21 protein-coding genes are annotated in these 15,879 nt (G+C 66.1%); 6 read left to right on the top strand and 15 right to left on the bottom strand.

Annotation, left to right across the window (positions count from 1 at the left end; genetic code table 11):
• The 3 genes from rpsM to infA all read right to left on the bottom strand — a co-directional run bounded on the left by rpsM (position 1) and on the right by infA (position 1,198).
• A complete protein-coding gene (gene rpsM / locus IEW22_RS11415) occupies positions 1-372 on the bottom strand; it encodes a 30S ribosomal protein S13 (RefSeq protein WP_188586734.1) in 372 nt (123 codons plus the stop codon).
• 188 nt (positions 373-560) lie between these two features.
• Complete coding sequence (rpmJ, locus tag IEW22_RS11410) at positions 561-674, bottom strand: 50S ribosomal protein L36 (protein ID WP_026917227.1); 114 nt, start codon at positions 672-674, stop codon at positions 561-563.
• 302 nt (positions 675-976) lie between these two features.
• Positions 977-1,198 (bottom strand): translation initiation factor IF-1, encoded by a 222-nt coding sequence (gene infA / locus IEW22_RS11405; protein WP_188586733.1) that lies wholly within the window; start codon positions 1,196-1,198, stop codon positions 977-979.
• A gap of 366 nt (positions 1,199-1,564) precedes the next feature.
• Here infA and IEW22_RS11400 point away from each other — a divergent pair, with 366 nt between their 5' ends.
• Both IEW22_RS11400 and IEW22_RS11395 read left to right on the top strand, forming a co-directional pair.
• Positions 1,565-2,935: an inorganic phosphate transporter gene (locus tag IEW22_RS11400; protein ID WP_188586732.1), complete on the top strand. Its 1,371-nt coding sequence runs from the start codon at positions 1,565-1,567 to the stop codon at positions 2,933-2,935.
• A gap of 29 nt (positions 2,936-2,964) precedes the next feature.
• Complete coding sequence (locus tag IEW22_RS11395) at positions 2,965-3,357, top strand: phage holin family protein (protein WP_188586731.1); 393 nt, start codon at positions 2,965-2,967, stop codon at positions 3,355-3,357.
• A gap of 28 nt (positions 3,358-3,385) precedes the next feature.
• Here the strand turns inward: IEW22_RS11395 and IEW22_RS11390 are convergent, their stop codons facing one another.
• The gene (locus IEW22_RS11390) at positions 3,386-4,213 is read right to left on the bottom strand and encodes an LLM class F420-dependent oxidoreductase (RefSeq protein WP_188586730.1); all 828 of its coding nucleotides are present in this window, start codon (positions 4,211-4,213) and stop codon (positions 3,386-3,388) included.
• Positions 4,214-4,283: 70 nt separating this feature from the next.
• On the opposite strand from IEW22_RS11390, the gene dtd reads away from it, so the two are divergent.
• Together dtd and IEW22_RS11380 are read left to right on the top strand one after the other, a co-directional pair.
• Positions 4,284-4,721, top strand: a complete 438-nt coding sequence (gene dtd / locus IEW22_RS11385; RefSeq protein ID WP_188586729.1) for a D-aminoacyl-tRNA deacylase — start codon at positions 4,284-4,286, stop codon at positions 4,719-4,721.
• Between the two features lie 61 nt (positions 4,722-4,782).
• A complete protein-coding gene (locus IEW22_RS11380) occupies positions 4,783-5,304 on the top strand; it encodes a dihydrofolate reductase family protein (RefSeq protein ID WP_188586728.1) in 522 nt (173 codons plus the stop codon).
• A gap of 224 nt (positions 5,305-5,528) precedes the next feature.
• Here IEW22_RS11380 and IEW22_RS11375 read toward each other — a convergent pair whose 3' ends face one another.
• Complete coding sequence (locus tag IEW22_RS11375) at positions 5,529-6,173, bottom strand: maleylpyruvate isomerase family mycothiol-dependent enzyme (protein ID WP_229742497.1); 645 nt, start codon at positions 6,171-6,173, stop codon at positions 5,529-5,531.
• Positions 6,174-6,238: 65 nt separating this feature from the next.
• Here IEW22_RS11375 and add point away from each other — a divergent pair, with 65 nt between their 5' ends.
• Positions 6,239-7,288 (top strand): adenosine deaminase, encoded by a 1,050-nt coding sequence (gene add, locus IEW22_RS11370; protein WP_188586727.1) that lies wholly within the window; start codon positions 6,239-6,241, stop codon positions 7,286-7,288.
• 84 nt (positions 7,289-7,372) lie between these two features.
• On the opposite strand, the gene map is transcribed toward add, so the two are convergent.
• From map to IEW22_RS11320, 10 genes are all read right to left on the bottom strand, one after another.
• Positions 7,373-8,167, bottom strand: coding sequence for a type I methionyl aminopeptidase (gene map / locus IEW22_RS11365; RefSeq protein ID WP_188586726.1), 795 nt, complete (start codon positions 8,165-8,167; stop codon positions 7,373-7,375).
• A 62-nt stretch (positions 8,168-8,229) separates the two neighbouring features.
• Positions 8,230-8,775, bottom strand: a complete 546-nt coding sequence (locus tag IEW22_RS11360; protein ID WP_188586725.1) for an adenylate kinase — start codon at positions 8,773-8,775, stop codon at positions 8,230-8,232.
• On the bottom strand, positions 8,772-10,097 hold the full coding sequence (gene secY / locus IEW22_RS11355) for a preprotein translocase subunit SecY (protein WP_188586724.1): 1,326 nt from the start codon (positions 10,095-10,097) through the stop codon (positions 8,772-8,774). The genes IEW22_RS11360 and secY overlap by 4 nt, the downstream gene beginning before the upstream one ends.
• A 259-nt stretch (positions 10,098-10,356) precedes the next feature.
• Positions 10,357-10,797, bottom strand: coding sequence for a 50S ribosomal protein L15 (gene rplO, locus IEW22_RS11350; protein WP_188586723.1), 441 nt, complete (start codon positions 10,795-10,797; stop codon positions 10,357-10,359).
• Positions 10,794-10,979 carry a 50S ribosomal protein L30 gene (gene rpmD / locus IEW22_RS11345; protein ID WP_188586722.1) on the bottom strand — a complete coding sequence of 62 codons (186 nt, stop codon included), beginning with the start codon at positions 10,977-10,979 and terminating at the stop codon, positions 10,794-10,796. Before rpmD ends, rplO begins: the two co-directional genes overlap by 4 nt.
• Before the next feature lie 5 nt (positions 10,980-10,984).
• On the bottom strand, positions 10,985-11,635 hold the full coding sequence (rpsE, locus tag IEW22_RS11340) for a 30S ribosomal protein S5 (RefSeq protein ID WP_188586721.1): 651 nt from the start codon (positions 11,633-11,635) through the stop codon (positions 10,985-10,987).
• A 37-nt stretch (positions 11,636-11,672) separates the two neighbouring features.
• Positions 11,673-12,077 (bottom strand): 50S ribosomal protein L18, encoded by a 405-nt coding sequence (gene rplR, locus IEW22_RS11335; RefSeq protein ID WP_188586720.1) that lies wholly within the window; start codon positions 12,075-12,077, stop codon positions 11,673-11,675.
• 3 nt (positions 12,078-12,080) lie between these two features.
• Positions 12,081-12,617, bottom strand: coding sequence for a 50S ribosomal protein L6 (rplF, locus tag IEW22_RS11330; RefSeq protein WP_188586719.1), 537 nt, complete (start codon positions 12,615-12,617; stop codon positions 12,081-12,083).
• Between the two features lie 17 nt (positions 12,618-12,634).
• Complete coding sequence (gene rpsH, locus IEW22_RS11325; protein WP_188586718.1) at positions 12,635-13,033, bottom strand: 30S ribosomal protein S8; 399 nt, start codon at positions 13,031-13,033, stop codon at positions 12,635-12,637.
• A 340-nt stretch (positions 13,034-13,373) separates the two neighbouring features.
• Positions 13,374-14,774, bottom strand: coding sequence for an MFS transporter (locus IEW22_RS11320; RefSeq protein WP_188586717.1), 1,401 nt, complete (start codon positions 14,772-14,774; stop codon positions 13,374-13,376).
• 141 nt (positions 14,775-14,915) lie between these two features.
• Here IEW22_RS11320 and IEW22_RS11315 point away from each other — a divergent pair, with 141 nt between their 5' ends.
• Positions 14,916-15,764, top strand: coding sequence for a LysR family transcriptional regulator (locus IEW22_RS11315; RefSeq protein WP_188586716.1), 849 nt, complete (start codon positions 14,916-14,918; stop codon positions 15,762-15,764).
• Positions 15,765-15,879 lie beyond the last annotated feature (115 nt).

Genomic DNA, 15,879 nt, shown 5'->3' with positions numbered 1-15,879 from the left:
TTACTTCTTCTTCCCTGCGATGGTCTTCTTGGGGCCCTTGCGGGTGCGGGCGTTGGTCTTCGTGCGCTGACCGTGCACGGGCAGACCGCGACGGTGACGAAGTCCCTGGTAGCAACCGATCTCGATCTTGCGACGGATATCGGCCTGCACCTCGCGGCGCAGATCACCCTCGACCTTCAGAGAGTTGCTCTCGATGTACTCACGCAGACGTGCGACGTCTGCATCGGTGAGATCCTTGGCGCGCAGGTCGGGCGACAGCCCGGTGTCGGCCAGGATCTGCTGGGAAGTGGTGCGACCAATTCCGTAGATGTAGGTGAGCGCGATCTCCAGCCGCTTCTCGCGGGGGAGATCCACACCTGCAACACGTGCCATGTGGCGTTTCCTTACTTGTTCTCAGAGGTCTGCTCCTGGTCCGTCCCCCACTCTGCGGGAGGCTCCGGCCCCTGATCCGGAGGTAGGCGCGGGCTCGTGTGCCGGCGCTGGTGCCAGGAGTTCTTCGTGTCCGCCCTCAGGTGAGGGCGGGATTCAGTTGTTTCTCAAGCGACCCCGAAGAGCGCTGATCAGCCCTGACGCTGCTTGTGACGCAGGTTCTCGCAGATCACCATGACCCGACCGTTGCGGCGGATCACCTTGCACTTCTCGCAGATCGGCTTGACGCTCGGCTTGACCTTCACGTCAATCTCTCCTGCTGTCGGTATGTGACGCATGGCTGCTGCCAGGCGACTCATGTGTTGTCTTGCGACTCATGTGTTGTCTTGCACTGTGTGGATCCACGACACATCCCGGCATGAGATGGCATCGTGGCGGTACGCGACGTGTCCGATCCAGCAGGAGGCCCGTGGGGACACCTGATCGGTCAGGACACGCGAGTGTCGGCGCGCACAGAGCGCACCGACGTTCCATCGTACCCGTGCTCCCCCGAGGTACCAAAACCTCGGTTCGATGCACCGTCCGGCCTGATCACCAGGCCGGATGGTCACTTGTAGCGGTAGACGATCCGGCCGCGGTTGAGGTCGTACGGCGAGAGCTCGACCACGACCCGATCCTCGGGGAGGATTCGGATGTAGTGCTGACGCATCTTGCCGCTGATGTGTGCGAGTACCTTGTGGCCGTTCTCCAGCTCGATGCGAAACATCGCATTCGGCAGGGGTTCGACAACCCGGCCCTCGACCTCGATGGCCCCGTCTTTCTTCGCCATATCCTCCGCGCTCCCGGCGGTCGCGATGAGCCACCCGCACCGGCGGATCTCTCCGCCCGGCGAGCGGTACGCTCGCACCGCCTGGTTGAATCCCTGTGTTCGGTGGCCGCCGTCGGTGACGGCCTCCGTGTCTGCACGACCCGACAACATGGCCGGTTCACGTGCACACCGACCTTCCACAGTACGCGAAGTGCCTGGACAACGCCAAACCCGGCGAACCCGTCGGGTACCTCTCACCTCGGTCGATCCGCCGAAAGGCGGCATCCCGGCGCCCTGGGTGTCACCGACATGAACAGTGGCAAAAGTCTTCTGCACCACAGTGAATGAGGCTCCCGGCACCGCGGTCCGCCCGCCACTGTGGACCGGGTGGACATCACGACACTCTCCCTGATCGGGGTCATCGCGCTCGCCGCGCTGTTCGACTTCACCAACGGTTTCCACGACTCGGCGAATTCGATCGCCACGGTCGTCGCGACCCGGGTGCTCACACCGCGGGTCGCCGTGGCCTGGGCGGCCGGCTGGAACTTCGTGGCGTTCTTCATCGTCGGAACGGCTGTGGCCGACACCGTCGGCGAGACGGTCAACCGCCGGTTCTACAGCATCGCGGTGGTGTTCGCGGCACTGCTGGCCGCGGTGATCTGGAACTTCTTCTCCTGGCACTTCGGCATCCCCACCTCGTCGTCGCATGCGCTGATCGGCGGCCTCGTGGGTGCTGCGCTGGTCAAGGGCGGTATCGACGCCATCCGCGCGTCGAGCGTGGAGAAGACAGCAGCCTTCATCGTCATCTCACCGATCGCCGGGCTCATTTTCGGCGGCGCCATGATGCTGCTGTTACGTGCGCTGCTCTTCCGCGCGAGAGTGGTCCGCACCGAACGTGCGTTCCGTTATCTGCAGCTCGTCTCTTCCGGTGCCATCTCCCTGGCACATGGCGGCAACGACGCACAGAAGACGATGGGTGTGATCGCCGGACTGCTGGTGGCCACCGGGCATCTGCATCAGAGCGGTGGCACTCTGCCGGTCCCCGACTGGGTCGCGCTGGGGTGCTATCTGTTCATCGCGCTGGGAACCCTCACCGGCGGGTGGAGCATCGTGCGGACGATGGGGTCGGGTATCACCAAGCTGCGTCCGGTCAGCGGGTTCTGCGCCGAGACCGGTGCGGCGATCGCACTGTTCGGATCCACCGCACTGGGCGCCCCGGTGTCGACCACCCACACCGTCGCCGGTTCGGTCGCCGGTGTGGGGACCACCAACCGCAACAGCACCGTCGACTGGAGCGTCTTCCGCAAGATGGCCGTCGCGTGGGTGGTGACCATGCCGGCCGCCGCGGTGGTCGCGGCCATCGTCTACGGCCTCACCCAGCTGCCCGGCCGAGCTCTGTCAATCATCGTGCTCGGCGTGCTGATCGCGGGGCTGCTGGTGCTGCTGTGGAAGTCGCTGCGGGCCGCACCCCGGGCCAGTGACGTCGAGGAGGACCTCGACCGCCAGACCGAGGAGGAGTTCCCGATGCTCGCCGGCGCCGGGTCGATCATCTCCCGTCGCAGCGCGTCCAAGCGAAAACTCCCGCACCGCCACCACCGTGAGGAGCAGTCCGACAGCCCGACGTCGGCCGGGGGGTCGCCGGGCAGCGCGAAGCCCGAGGGCCCCGAACTGAGCGCCCGCCAGCTCGGTGTGCAGCGCAAATTCCTCGAGGACGCGAAGGCGGTCACCGCCGACCAGGCGCCCCAGATGTCCTGGTGATGGCGGCGGCCGGCTGGCACAATCACGACATGGCATTCCTGTTGCGCGTCATCATCTCGGCCGTGGCGCTGTGGATCGCGACCCTGATCGTGCCGGGTCTGGAGATCGTGGGCACCCACGGTGAGACCGGGCGCAAGATCGGCATCCTGCTGCTGGTCGCGCTGATCTTCGGAATCGTCAACGCGCTGGTCAAGCCGGTGGTGGCGATCCTGTCGATCCCGCTCTACGTGCTCACACTCGGCTTGTTCCACCTGGTGGTCAACGCGTTGATGCTGATGCTCACCGGGTGGATCACTTCCGAGACGTCGTGGGGGCTGCGCGTGAGCGGCTTCTGGTCGGCGTTCTTCGGGGCGATCATCGTCTCGTTGGTGAGCTGGGCGCTGTCGTCGGCGATGAGCTCGCCGACCGAACGCGCCGCCTGACCACCCGCCAGACCACCCGCTGGCAGGCTCAGCTCCGCAATTCCTCGAGCACCGTGGCGATGTCGTCGGCACCGAGCACCTGGATCGCCACATGGTCGGCACCGGCGGCGAGGTGTTCGTCGAGACGAGCGTTGACCTGCTCGGCGGTGCCATGCGCCACCAGGGCGTCGATCAGCGCATCCGATCCGCCGTCGGCGATGTCGGCGTCGGTGTAGCCCAGCCGTTTGAGGTTGTTCACGTAGTTGGACAGGTGCAGATACGGCCGGTCGACCACCGCGCGACCAGCGGCCCGCGCTGCGGCGGCATCGGTGCTCACCACCACCTTCTGCTCCGGCGCCAGCACCGCGGCGTCGCCGAGAATCTCACGGGCCGTACGGGTGTGGTCGGCGGTGGTCAGGTAGGGGTGCGCGCCCAGCGACCGGTCGGCGGCCAGCCGCAGCATCTTCGGACCGAGCGCGGCCAGCACCCGACGGTCGGTGGGCACACCTTCCTTGTCGAGTACGTCGAGGTAGCTCACCACCGCGTCGTAGGGCTTGCGGTATTCCGCGGTGGCCTCACGGTGACCCGCGCCGACGCCGAGTACGAACCGATCGGGGACGTCACGCTCGACGTCGTGGTACTCCCCCGCGATCGCCGACGGATCGGTGTTCCAGATGTTGGTGATACCGGTGGCCACCTTGATCGTGGACGTGGCATCGAGGATCGCGCGCACCGGCTCCAGCGTGGGTGGCGACCCGCCGAGCCAGATCGTCCCGTAGCCCGCCGACTCGATGCGCCGGGCCTGCTCTGCCGAGATGCCGTCGAAATGAACCCACACGCCGTAGGTGCCGAGGGAATGCCGATCGAAAGTCGTCATATGCGGTGCAACGTCGCCGGGCACCCGCGGCCATCCCGTTTCCGGGAATCGCGTGGGTAGATTGTGGTGAATGCGCGCAGTCCTACAGCGAGTGACATCGGCATCGGTCAGCGTCGACGGTGAGGTGGTGGGGTCGCTGGACCTCACCGGCACCGCCCAGGGCTTGGTGGCGCTGGTCGGCGTGACGCATGACGACACCCGCGAGCAGGCGCGCACGCTCGCCGACAGGATCTGGCGATTGCGCATCCTCGACGGCGAGAAGTCGGCGGCCGATGTCGATGCACCCGTCCTGGTGATCAGTCAGTTCACCCTCTATGCGAACACCGCCAAAGGCCGTCGCCCGTCGTGGAACGCCGCGGCGCCCCGCACGGTGGCCGAACCACTGGTCGATGAGGTGGTGTCGTCATTGCAAACGATCGGTGCCACCGTGGCGACCGGTCGCTTCGGTGCAGATATGGCTGTGTCGCTGACCAATTCGGGTCCGGTGACGATCGTCCTGGACGTCTGAGGCGGCGCGAGCGTGAGGTGGCGCCGACCCGTGACCGCCGACCCGTGAAAGGAGTGCGGATATGTCGACCGTCTACTTCACCGCGTCAAGTCTCGACGGGTTCATCGTCGATGACGACGGCAGTCTCGACTGGCTGCTGTCGCGCGACATCGATGCCGACCGCCCGCCAGGCGGCTACACCGACTTCATCGACTCCGTGGGGTCGCTGGCGATGGGCGCGTCCACCTATCGGTGGCTGCGCGACCAGGAGGAGTCGTGGCCCTACAGCCTGCCGACCTGGATCCTCACCCATCATCCGGAGATCCTGCGTGCCGGCGACCCGGTGCAGGCGTTCAGCGCCGATGTGGCGGCGCTGCACCCGCAACTGGTCGCCGCGGCGAACGGGAAAGACGTCTGGATCATGGGCGGCGGCGCCACGGCCGCGCAATTCGTGGATCGGGGACTCGTCGACGAGATGGTGATCAGCTATGCGCCGTGCAGCCTCGGCAGTGGCGAGCGTGTACTTCCGACCCGGTCGGAGTGGGAGCTGCTCGAGGTCGACCGCAATCGCGATTTCGTGGTCGCGCGCTGGCGCAGGCGCTGAGCGGTCGCGCCTCACATTCCCCGGAGTCCACCGTCGCCGTAGTCCCGACGAGCCGTCATCGGCTGCGGCAGTGCAGGGTTCGGTACGAGAACCCGGCACCACCGGAGCGTCGATGCCCACGGCGCCACGATCGACGTGGTACCCACGACCCGACGCCCCATCGTCATCAGGCAGGGAGCACACGTTCGGTGGCGGAGTACCCCAGGAGGACCTCAGGAGGACCCTCAATCGAGAAGACCCACACCATCTCCCTCGAGCCCCGCTGCGGCGCCGTGGCGACCGGTCAATGCGAGGATGATCGAACGCGCGGGCCCGCGCACCAACGGACCAGATCCGGAGGTGAAATCCACATCGGCTGCCTCCCAACGCAGTTCAGTTCCGACCGAGCCGTACAGTCCCGTGGCCGCAGGACCCGTGATGTAGTCGAGTGCCGCCAGAGCGACCTCCGCGTCGATCGGACGGTCGATCCCGGCGGGGATGCAGATGTCCTGACCGTGGACCACGATGTCGACCAGCGGGGCGCCGGCACCCTTACCCGGCGGGGTGAACCTGTTCTCGGCGTTGGCGGTGAGGAGCTCGGGGATCCGCTCGCCGTTGGAGTCGACACAGAAGCGCGTCATCATCTGATTGGCCGTGTCGAAATGTCCGCGCGCACGCAGCATGTACACCGCAAAGCGCCACATCGGGACCGTGAACGGCGCGATCAGATGCCCACCGACATCGCGGACGGTCCACCCCGCACACAGCGACTCCAGCGCCCATTGCTCAGGTGTCAGCCCGAGCAGTGTCGTTGCCAGCGACCGTCGCTCGTCGGCGATCATGGCGAAGACGGTCTCCTCGTCCACGCTGCCGGTTCTCCCACCGCTCATCGCCCATCCCTCATCTGTCGTCCCTCATCTCACTTCACTGCCGGTTGAGCCGATAGTGTCGGTGCATGCCTGCACCATCGTCTCCCACTGCCGAGTTCATCGCCGGTCTGCCGAAGGCCGAGCTGCACGTTCATCTCGAAGGCACCCTCGAACCGGAGGTGAAGCTCGCCCTCGCCGAGCGCAACGGGCTGTTCCTCGAACAGGACACCGTGGAGGAGGTGCAGGCCACCTATGAATTCGACTCGCTGGCAAGTTTTCTCGCCGTCTACTACCCCGCGATGGACGTGCTGCGGACCGAACAGGACTTCTACGACCTGGCAATGGCCTACCTCGTGCGCGCGAAGGCCGACGGCGTGGTGCACGCCGAGATGTTCTTCGATCCGCAGGCCCACACCGGGCGCGGAGTGGCTTTCGCCGATGTCATCACCGGGTATCACGGTGCCGCCGTCGACGCCGCACAGATCGGTGTCGACGCCCATCTGATCATGTGCTTCCTGCGTGATCTGCCGGCCGACGGCGACCCGAACTCGGCCGAGGCGACCCTCGACGCGCTACTGGCGTCACCGGAGTTCACCAGCTGGGTGATCGGCGTGGGACTCGATTCCGACGAGCGCGACAATCCGCCGCGCAAGTTCGCCGAGGTGTTCGCCCGCGCCCGCCAGGCCGGCCTGCATCTGACGATGCACTGCGACATCGATCAGCCCGACAGCATCGAACACATCCGCCAGGCCATCCACGAGATCGGTGTCGAACGCATCGACCACGGCACCAACGTGGTCGAGGACGACTCACTGGTCGCCGATGTCATCGACCGGGGACTCGGACTCACCTGCTGCCCGGTGTCCAACAGCTTCGTCACCGAGGACTCCAAGGCAACTGAGATCGTCGACCTGCTCGGGCGCGGGGTGACCGTGACGATCAACAGTGACGATCCGGCGTATTTCGCCGCCTATGTGGCCGGCAACTACGAGGCCCTCGCACAGAAGGCGCAGCTGAGCAGCGATCAGATCATCGAGTTGGCCCGCAACTCATTTCGGGCGTCGTGGCTGACGGATGAGGCGCGCGAGGGCTATCTCGCCGACATCGACGGCTACGTCGCCGACTTCACCGGCTGAGCCGGACGGGGGCGGCGCCAACCGGGACCCGATCCCGACCCCGATCCGGCGCGCCTCAGCGGGATGCCGGGACGCCGACGCCGATCACTCGGGACGGGTGGTGAGGATGCGGGGACCGTCCTTGGTGACGGCCACGGTGTGCTCCCAGTGCGAGGCGCGCGACCCGTCGTCGGTGATCACGGTCCAGTCGTCGTCGAGAACGGTGGTCTCGGTGGTGCCGAGGGTGAGCATCGGTTCGATCGCGAGTGTGGACCCCACCACCAGCAGGGGACCGCGGTTGCCCCGACCCTCGTTGGGCAGGAACGGGTCCATGTGCATCGCGGTCCCGATACCGTGACCGCCGTAGCCGGAGACGATGCCGAATTCGCGGCCGTATTTCTCCTCGGCGGCCCGGGTTTCCATCTCGATGGCGTGGGAGATGTCGGTGAGCCTGCCGCCGTCGACCATCGCCGCGATCCCGGCCTCCATCGCCTCGCGGGTGGCCTCGTTGAGATCGTGGTCGTCGCCGGAGAGCTCACCGACGCCGAATGTCCACGCCGAGTCGCCGTGCCATCCGTCATAGATCGCGCCGCAGTCGATGGACACCAGATCGTGTTCGGCCAGCACGACGTCGTCGCGCGGGATGCCGTGGACCACCACGTCGTTCACCGAGGCGCAGATCGATCCGGGGAATCCGTGATAGCCCTTGAACGAGGGAACCGCACCGGCCTCGCGGATCACCGTCTCGGCGACCTCGTCGAGGTCGAGGGTCGACACACCGGCCTTCGCCGCGTCACGCACGGCGACCAGCGCCGCGCCGACGATGGCACCCGCCGCCGCCATCGCGTCGAGTTCCGCATCAGAGCGAAACGGGACCGGTTTGGGCTTGCGGAATGCCATCGTGACGACCTCGTGCGATCAAATCTCGTGCGACCGAATAGTGCGTATGTGGAGCGAACGACTCAGGGCTGCAGTGCGCGCAGCACCCGCTGATGCACTTCCTCGACGTCGCCGACGGCGTCGATCGTGAGCACACGGTCGCCGTAGTACTCCAGCAGCGGTGCGGTTTCTTCCTCGTACACCTTCATCCGGTTGCGGATGACGTCCTCGGTGTCGTCGGCGCGGCCGCGGGCGAGCATGCGCTCGACCACCACGTCGGCGTCGATCACGAAGGACAGCACGGCGTCGAGGTTCTGGCCCTTTTCGTCGAGCATCGCGGCCAGGGCATCGGCCTGCTCCACCGAACGCGGGAAACCGTCGAGGATGAACCCGTTCTTGGCGTCGGGCTCGTCGAGGCGCTGGCGCACCATGTCGACGGTGATCTCCGAGGGCACCAGATTGCCGGCGTCGAGATACCGCTTGGCCTCGACGCCCACCGGGGTTCCCTGTGAGATGTTGGCCCGGAAGAGATCACCGGTGGAGATGTGCGGAATCCCGAGGCTCTCCGAGAGCTTCTCGGCCTGCGTACCTTTACCGGCCCCCGGGGGACCGAGAATCACAACTCTCACTTCAGGAACCCTTCGTACTTGCGTTGCATCAACTGACTCTGGACCTGCTTGACCGTATCCAGTCCGACGCCGACCATGATCAGCACCGCAGTGCCGCCGAACGGCAGGTTCTGGACTCCCCCATTGTTGCCGATCTCCAGGAAGAGGTTCGGCAACACCGCGATCACACCGAGGTAGATCGAACCCGGCAGGGTGATGCGACTGAGCACATAGCCGAGGTAGTCAGCTGTGGGCTGTCCTGGGCGGATCCCGGGGATGAATCCACCGTACTTCTTCATCTCGTCGGCACGTTCCTGCGGGTTGAACGTCACCGCCACGTAGAAGTACGTGAAGAAGATGATGAGAAGGAAGTAGACGATGATGTAGACGTAGTTGCTCGGGTCGACGAGGTAGGTCTGGACGAACTTCTGCCAGCCCGAGGCCGCCTGATTGCCGCTCGTGGTGAGCTGCACCAGCAGGTTGGGCAGATAGAGCAGCGACGACGCGAAGATCACCGGGATGACACCGGCCTGGTTGACCTTCAGCGGCAGGTACGTCGACGAGCCGCCGTACATCTTCCGGCCGACCATCCGTTTGGCATATTGCACCGGTATCCGGCGCTGCCCCTGTTCGATGAAGACCACACCCGCGATGATGATCAGCGCGGCCAGCAACACCAGGGAGAACACCAGCGCACCGCGGCTGTCGAGGATCTGCTTGCCCTCGGCGGGCAGACGTGCGGCGATGCCGGCGAAGATCAGCAACGACATGCCGTTGCCGATACCGCGTTCGGTGATGAGCTCGCCGAACCACATCACGACCATGGCACCGGCGGTCATCGTCAAGACGATGATGGTGAGGCCGAAGATCGACTGGTCGCGCAGGATCTGATCGCCCGTCGAACAGTCACGCAGCAGGTCGCCGCGGTCGGCGAGCGCCACGATGCCGGTCGACTGCAGCAGTGCCAGCGCCACCGTGAGGTAGCGGGTGTACTGCGTCATCTTGGCCTGTCCGGCCTGGCCTTCCTTGCGCAACTGTTCGAAGCGCGGGATGACCACCGTCAGCAGCTGCACGATGATGCTCGAGGTGATGTAGGGCATGATGCCGATCGCGAACACCGACAGCTGCAGCAATGCGCCGCCGGAGAACATGTTGATCAGCGAGTAGATACCGGCCGAGTTGCCCTTGGAGACCTCGTCGAGGCAGCTGTGGACCTGGCGGTAATCGACGCCCGGCGACGGAATCATCGCGCCCAGGCGATAAAGAATGATGATGCCCAGAACGAAGAGGATCTTCTTCCTCAGGTCCGGCGACGTGAATGCCGAGGTGACGGCGGAACGCACTAACCCCTCCTACCGATGTCGAACACCCGGTCGTGTCCACGGTCGTTCTGGTGGGTCGCGCGGTCGGTACATGACCGCAAGCGACGTTGCTTCAGGAATTGCATGGTGGTTGATCCTTCTGCGCTCAGATACCCGCGAGAGCGCTGGATGCGCGTGACGCGGAGATCGTCACGGCCGAGGGATCTGGTCGACACCGACTGTAACAGCGGCGGGGAGGCGACCCCGAGGGGTGCCATCCCCGCCGCTGTTGTCGGACTTGTCAGGCCTGGGTGATCGTGCCGCCGGCGGCGGTGATCTTGTCCTTGGCCGTCGAGGAGAACTTGTCGGCGGTCACCTGGACCGCAACCGACAGCTCACCCTCACCGAGTACCTTGACGGGCTGGTTCTTGCGAACAGCGCCCGCGTTCACGAGCTCGGCAACGCCGATGGTGCCACCCTGCGGGAACAGACGGGCGATGTCTCCCACGTTCACCACCTGGTATTCCACCCGATTGCGGTTGGTGAAGCCCTTGAGCTTCGGCAGCCGCATGTGGATCGGCATCTGACCGCCCTCGAACCCTGCCGGGACGTTCTTGCGCGCCTTGGTGCCCTTGGTGCCGCGGCCTGCGGTCTTACCCTTGGACCCCTCACCGCGACCCACACGGGTCTTCTCGGTCTTCGACCCCGGTGCGGGGCGAAGGTGATGGAGTTTGATCGTCATTTCGAAACCTCTTCGACTGTCACGAGGTGCCGCACCGTGTTCACCAGTCCACGGGTGACGGCGTCGTCCTCGCGGATGACGGTCTGACGGATCTTCCTCAGGCCGAGGGTCCGCAGGCTGTCACGCTGGTTGCTCTTGGTACCGACGGTGCCTTTGATCTGTGTGATCTTCAGCTGTGCCATTGTTCTCAGACCCCCTGACCCGCACGCGCCCGCAGCATGCCCGCGGGAGCGACATCCTCGATCGGAAGCCCACGACGTGCGGCGACCTCTTCGGGGCGCTGCAGCATCTTCAGGGCCGCCACGGTCGCGTGGACCACGTTGATGGCGTTGTCGGAGCCGAGGCTCTTGCCGAGGATGTCCTTGACACCCGCGCACTCGAGCACGGCACGCACCGCGCCACCGGCGATCACACCGGTACCGGCGCTGGCCGGACGCAGCATCACGACACCGGCAGCCGCCTCACCCTGAACCGGGTGGGTGATGGTACCGGCGATCAGCGGGACGCGGAAGAAGTTCTTGCGAGCCTCTTCGACACCCTTCTGGATCGCGGCCGGAACTTCCTTGGCCTTGCCGTATCCGACGCCGACCAGACCCTGGCCGTCGCCAACCACGACGAGTGCGGTGAAGGAGAACCGACGTCCACCCTTGACCACCTTCGACACGCGGTTGATCGCGACGACGCGCTCGAGCTGGTTGCGCTCCTGGTCGCGTCCGCCGCGGTTGTCGCGACGATCGCGGCCGCCGCGACGGTCGTTGCCGCGGGCGTCGTTGTTGTTGTTGTTCTCGTTGTTTCCGGCGGGTCCGTTTCCGCCGTCACGCCGCTGACGTCCCGGCATCAGATGGTCCTTCCGTTTACAAGCTTGTTCGTCATCATCAGAACTTCAGGCCTCCCTCGCGGGCGGCATCGGCCAGCGCCGCGATACGGCCGTGGTAGTCGTGACCACCACGGTCGAAGACGATGGTGTCGACACCGGCGGCCTTGGCGCGGGCGGCGATCAGCTCGCCGACCTTGCGGCCCTTGGCGGACTTGTCACCGTCGAGCGCGCGCACGTCGGCCTCGATCGACGACGCGGCGGCGATGGTCTTGCCGGCCAGGTCGTCGACCAGCTGCACGTGGATGTGACGGCTGGAACGCTTGACCACCAGACGCGGACGCTCGGGCGTACCGCTGATCTTCTTGCGAAGACGAGCGTGACGACGCGAGTTGGACACGCGGCGACGCGTGGAGACGTCCTTGCCGAGCGGGGTGCGATCGATCTTGGTTGCTGTATCACTCATGGCTTACTTACCCGTCTTTCCGACCTTGCGACGGATCTGCTCACCCTCGTAGCGAATGCCCTTGCCCTTGTACGGGTCGGGGCGACGCAGGCGGCGGATGTTCGCCGAGATCTGGCCGACTTGCTGCTTGTCGATTCCGGTGACCGAGAACTTCGTGGGCGACTCCACCGCGAAGGTGATGCCCTCGGGGGCCTCGATCGGAACCGGGTGGCTGTAGCCGAGGGCGAACTCGAGGTCGCGGCCCTTGGCTGCGACGCGATAGCCGACACCGAAGATCTCCATCTTCGTGGTGTAGCCCTGCGTCACACCGATGACCAGGTTGTTGATCAGTGAGCGGCTCAGGCCGTGCAGTGCACGGTTGCGGCGCTCGTCGTTGGGACGGGTGACAACGATCTGGTTGTCTTCCTTGGCCACCGAGATCGGCTCGGAGACAGTGAGGGAGAGCTCGCCCTTGGGGCCCTTCACCGTGATGTCCTGGCCGTTGACGGTGACGTCGACGCCGGCCGGGATGACGACCGGGTTCTTACCGATACGCGACATTGTTTCTCAGGCCTCCCTTACCAGACGTATGCGAGGACTTCGCCGCCCACGCCCTGGTTGGCTGCCTGACGGTCGGTGAGCAGGCCGGATGACGTGGAGATGATGGCCACGCCCAGGCCGCCGAGAACCTTCGGCAGGTTGTTGGACTTCGCATACACCCGCAGACCGGGCTTGGAGACGCGGCGCAGGCCGGCGATGCTCCGCTCGCGGCTGGGGCCGTACTTGAGCGAGACGACGAGGTTCTTGCCCACCTCGGCGTCTTCGGTGCGGTAATCGGTGATGTAACCCTCGCGCTTGAGGATCTCGGCGATGTTGGCCTTGATCTTCGAGTGAGGCAGGGTCACCTCATCGTGGTACGCCGAGTTGGCGTTGCGCAGACGGGTCAAGAAGTCTGCGATCGGATCAGTCATGGTCATGGTTGACCGTCAACCTTTCTCGTGGCGGTTCCCATACAGCACGCTCGCGCCGGTTCCTTCCCATCGCTGGAGAGGGCCTGGCACGTGGCGTCGTGGGCCTACTACGAAGCAGTTACGTGTCCGCACCGGCTGCTGCCGGTGAGGGGTGGTGCTGGTGAAGTGCTCGCGCACGTACACCCTTTTTGTGGCGATCTCCCGCCACCAAAAGTCGCTGTCACCTGGGACTTTGTCCAGACGTGCAGGCACGGCGTTACCCAGGCAACCGTTCTAGTGTAGAGAAGTCGCTGGCTGGGGCCAAATTCGCGGCGACGGGCCCACCCGCCCGCCGCCGCGGTGGGGTTCAGCGACGATGAGGTGCAACAACCATACCGATGAGTGCGACCGCTGCGACCGCCGCGACGGCAGTCATCGCCACCGGGTATCCGGTCTGGCCCCCGACCACGGCGAGAATCGCTCCGAGTGCGGCGACTCCGAATGCCCCGCCGAGTTGTCTGGCCGCGCTGAACAGCCCGCCCGCGGTGCTCTGTGAACCGGCGGGAGCGTGGGACACCACCAGGCCGGTCATCGGGACGATCACCGACGGCAGTGCAGCGCCTGCGACCACCATTGCCGCGATCAGCACCCAGAGTGGTGCGTTCAGGTACATCGCCGCGGCAACCCCGGCCGAGCCGCCGCACGCGAGGATCTGCCCGATCACGGCGGGCAACTGCGGTCCGCGGGCGGCGACGATTCGCCCGACCAGCGGACCGAGCAGGCATGGCCCGAAGGTGTAGCCGATCATCGCCAGCCCCGCCCGCATCGGCGCGAGGCCCCGGACGTCGATGAGGTAGAGGCTTCCGATGAACAACGTGGACGCCATCACCACCTGGATGGCGAATCCGTATACGGCACCGCGGCGCAGCTCCGACACGCGCAGCAGCGGCACCGGTATCGCCGGCGCCTCGCTTGCGCGATCCGACCGGTACAGCAGAGCACCGGCGCAGACCAGCGGGAGCAACGCCCACACTGCGGTCAGCGAGCGATCCCCGGCTTCGATGATCACCACGACGGTCAGCGCGCAGCACACCACCGCCAGCAGCTGACCACGTATGTCGAGCCGGGTTCCGGAGGTCCGGGGGTTGGTCTCGTCCGAGGGGAACACACGACTCCAGACCAACGCCAGCAGCCCGATGGGCACGTTGATCAGAAAGATCCATCGCCAGCCGCTCGCGGCGACCAGCAGGCCACCGAGCGCCGGACCGGCAGCGAATCCGACGCCGGTGACCAGCGCATACAGGCCGATCGCGCGATGCCGGGCGTCCGGTTCGGGATTCATCCTCGCGATCAACGCGAGCGTTGTGCCGGGGATGAGTGCCGCGGCGGCACCCTGGAGTGCGCGGAACACGATGAGCATCGTCAACGTCTGAGCCGCCGCACGCAGGGCCGAGAAGATCACGAACGCAAGGACTCCCATCCGATAGGTGCGCAGCGCTCCGTACCGGTCGGCCACCGCCTCGGAGCCGAGCAGCAGCGCGCCGAAGGTCACCAGGTAGGCGCTCAGCGTCCACTGCTGTCCGCTCGTGCTGCCGCCGAGGGAACTCGAGATGTCGGGCAGCGCGACGTTGAGCACCGTCGAGTCGATCAGGACGAGCAGGTAGCCGAGTGACACGCCGACATTGCCGAGGGTGCGACGACGTCGGCCGACGGTCGCGCGGAGGCCGGCAGCGGCCGGACGGCAGGGTTCAGATGTGGTGGCGGGCACCAGATCAGCGTGCGAGCACACCGCCGTCGCGGTCGACCGGAATACCCGCAGAGGGCATTCGGTTGTGCCGAACACCATGTCCCGACGACATCACCGGTCGGTCGACACACAGGTCTGTCGGCGCCAGCGAGGAGCCCCGGTATGGAGATCCGACACGTGCGCACGTTCCTCACCGTCGCCGAGTACGGGACGATCCTGGGGGCAGCGAACGCACTCCATCTCGCGCCGTCGTCGGTGTCGCAGCAGATCAGGGTGCTCGAAGGTGGACTGGGTGTCGAACTGTTCGAGCGCTCGCCGACTGGTATGCGGCTGACCGACGCCGGCCGGGTGCTGGCAGCCGACGCCCCCGAACTCATCGCCCGCTGGACACGGCTCGGTCGAGCGGTCACCTCGACCGCAACGACGACGCCACTGCGGGTGGCCAGTACCGAGCACATGGTGGCCGCCCAGGTTCCACGAGTGCTGCGCGAGTTCGGCATCCGCCACCCTGGTCGGCAGGTGGCCGCGGACGCGCTCCCGGACCCGTCCAGTGTCGTCGCGTCGGTGGCATGTGGCAGATCCGACGTCGGACTCGTGCTGGACACCCACCACGACGAGGCGGACCGCTGGCTGTTGCCGGCCACCCGGCGCGGCGACGTCGAATTCGCCGACCTGATCCCGGTGACGACCGCGGTTGCCGTTGCCACCGACCATCGGCTCGCTCTGCACGACCGTCTGACGGTCGATGACCTCGCCGGTGAACACATCGTCGGCGGCCCGCCGCGATGCTCATCGCATCTCGCGATCGACGCGCTGCTCCCTGGACAGATCGAATCCATGCCGAGCCTCATCGTCGCGGTGAGCTGGGCCGCTCACGGACTCGGCGCCGTGATCGCGCCCAGATTCGTCATCGGACAGGCTGCGACGACCGGCGGAGTCGTCGTCATCGACCTCGACACCACCGGCTACACGTCCTGGATCGGGGCTGGTGCACGAGTAGGTGACATCTGATCTGGCTTGTCCTGCCGGGCGGCCTGGAAGGATGCCAGCTGTGCCCAAGCCCTATCCCCAGGAGTTCCGCGACGACGTTGTCCGCGTCGCCCAGAACCGTGAAGACGGTGTGACT

The sequence above is a fragment of the Gordonia jinhuaensis genome (genome assembly GCF_014639795.1).
GTDB classification, from domain to species: domain Bacteria; phylum Actinomycetota; class Actinomycetes; order Mycobacteriales; family Mycobacteriaceae; genus Gordonia_B; species Gordonia_B jinhuaensis.
Note: the sequence above shows the minus strand (reverse complement) of the source record. Positions and strands in the feature narration are given on the sequence as shown.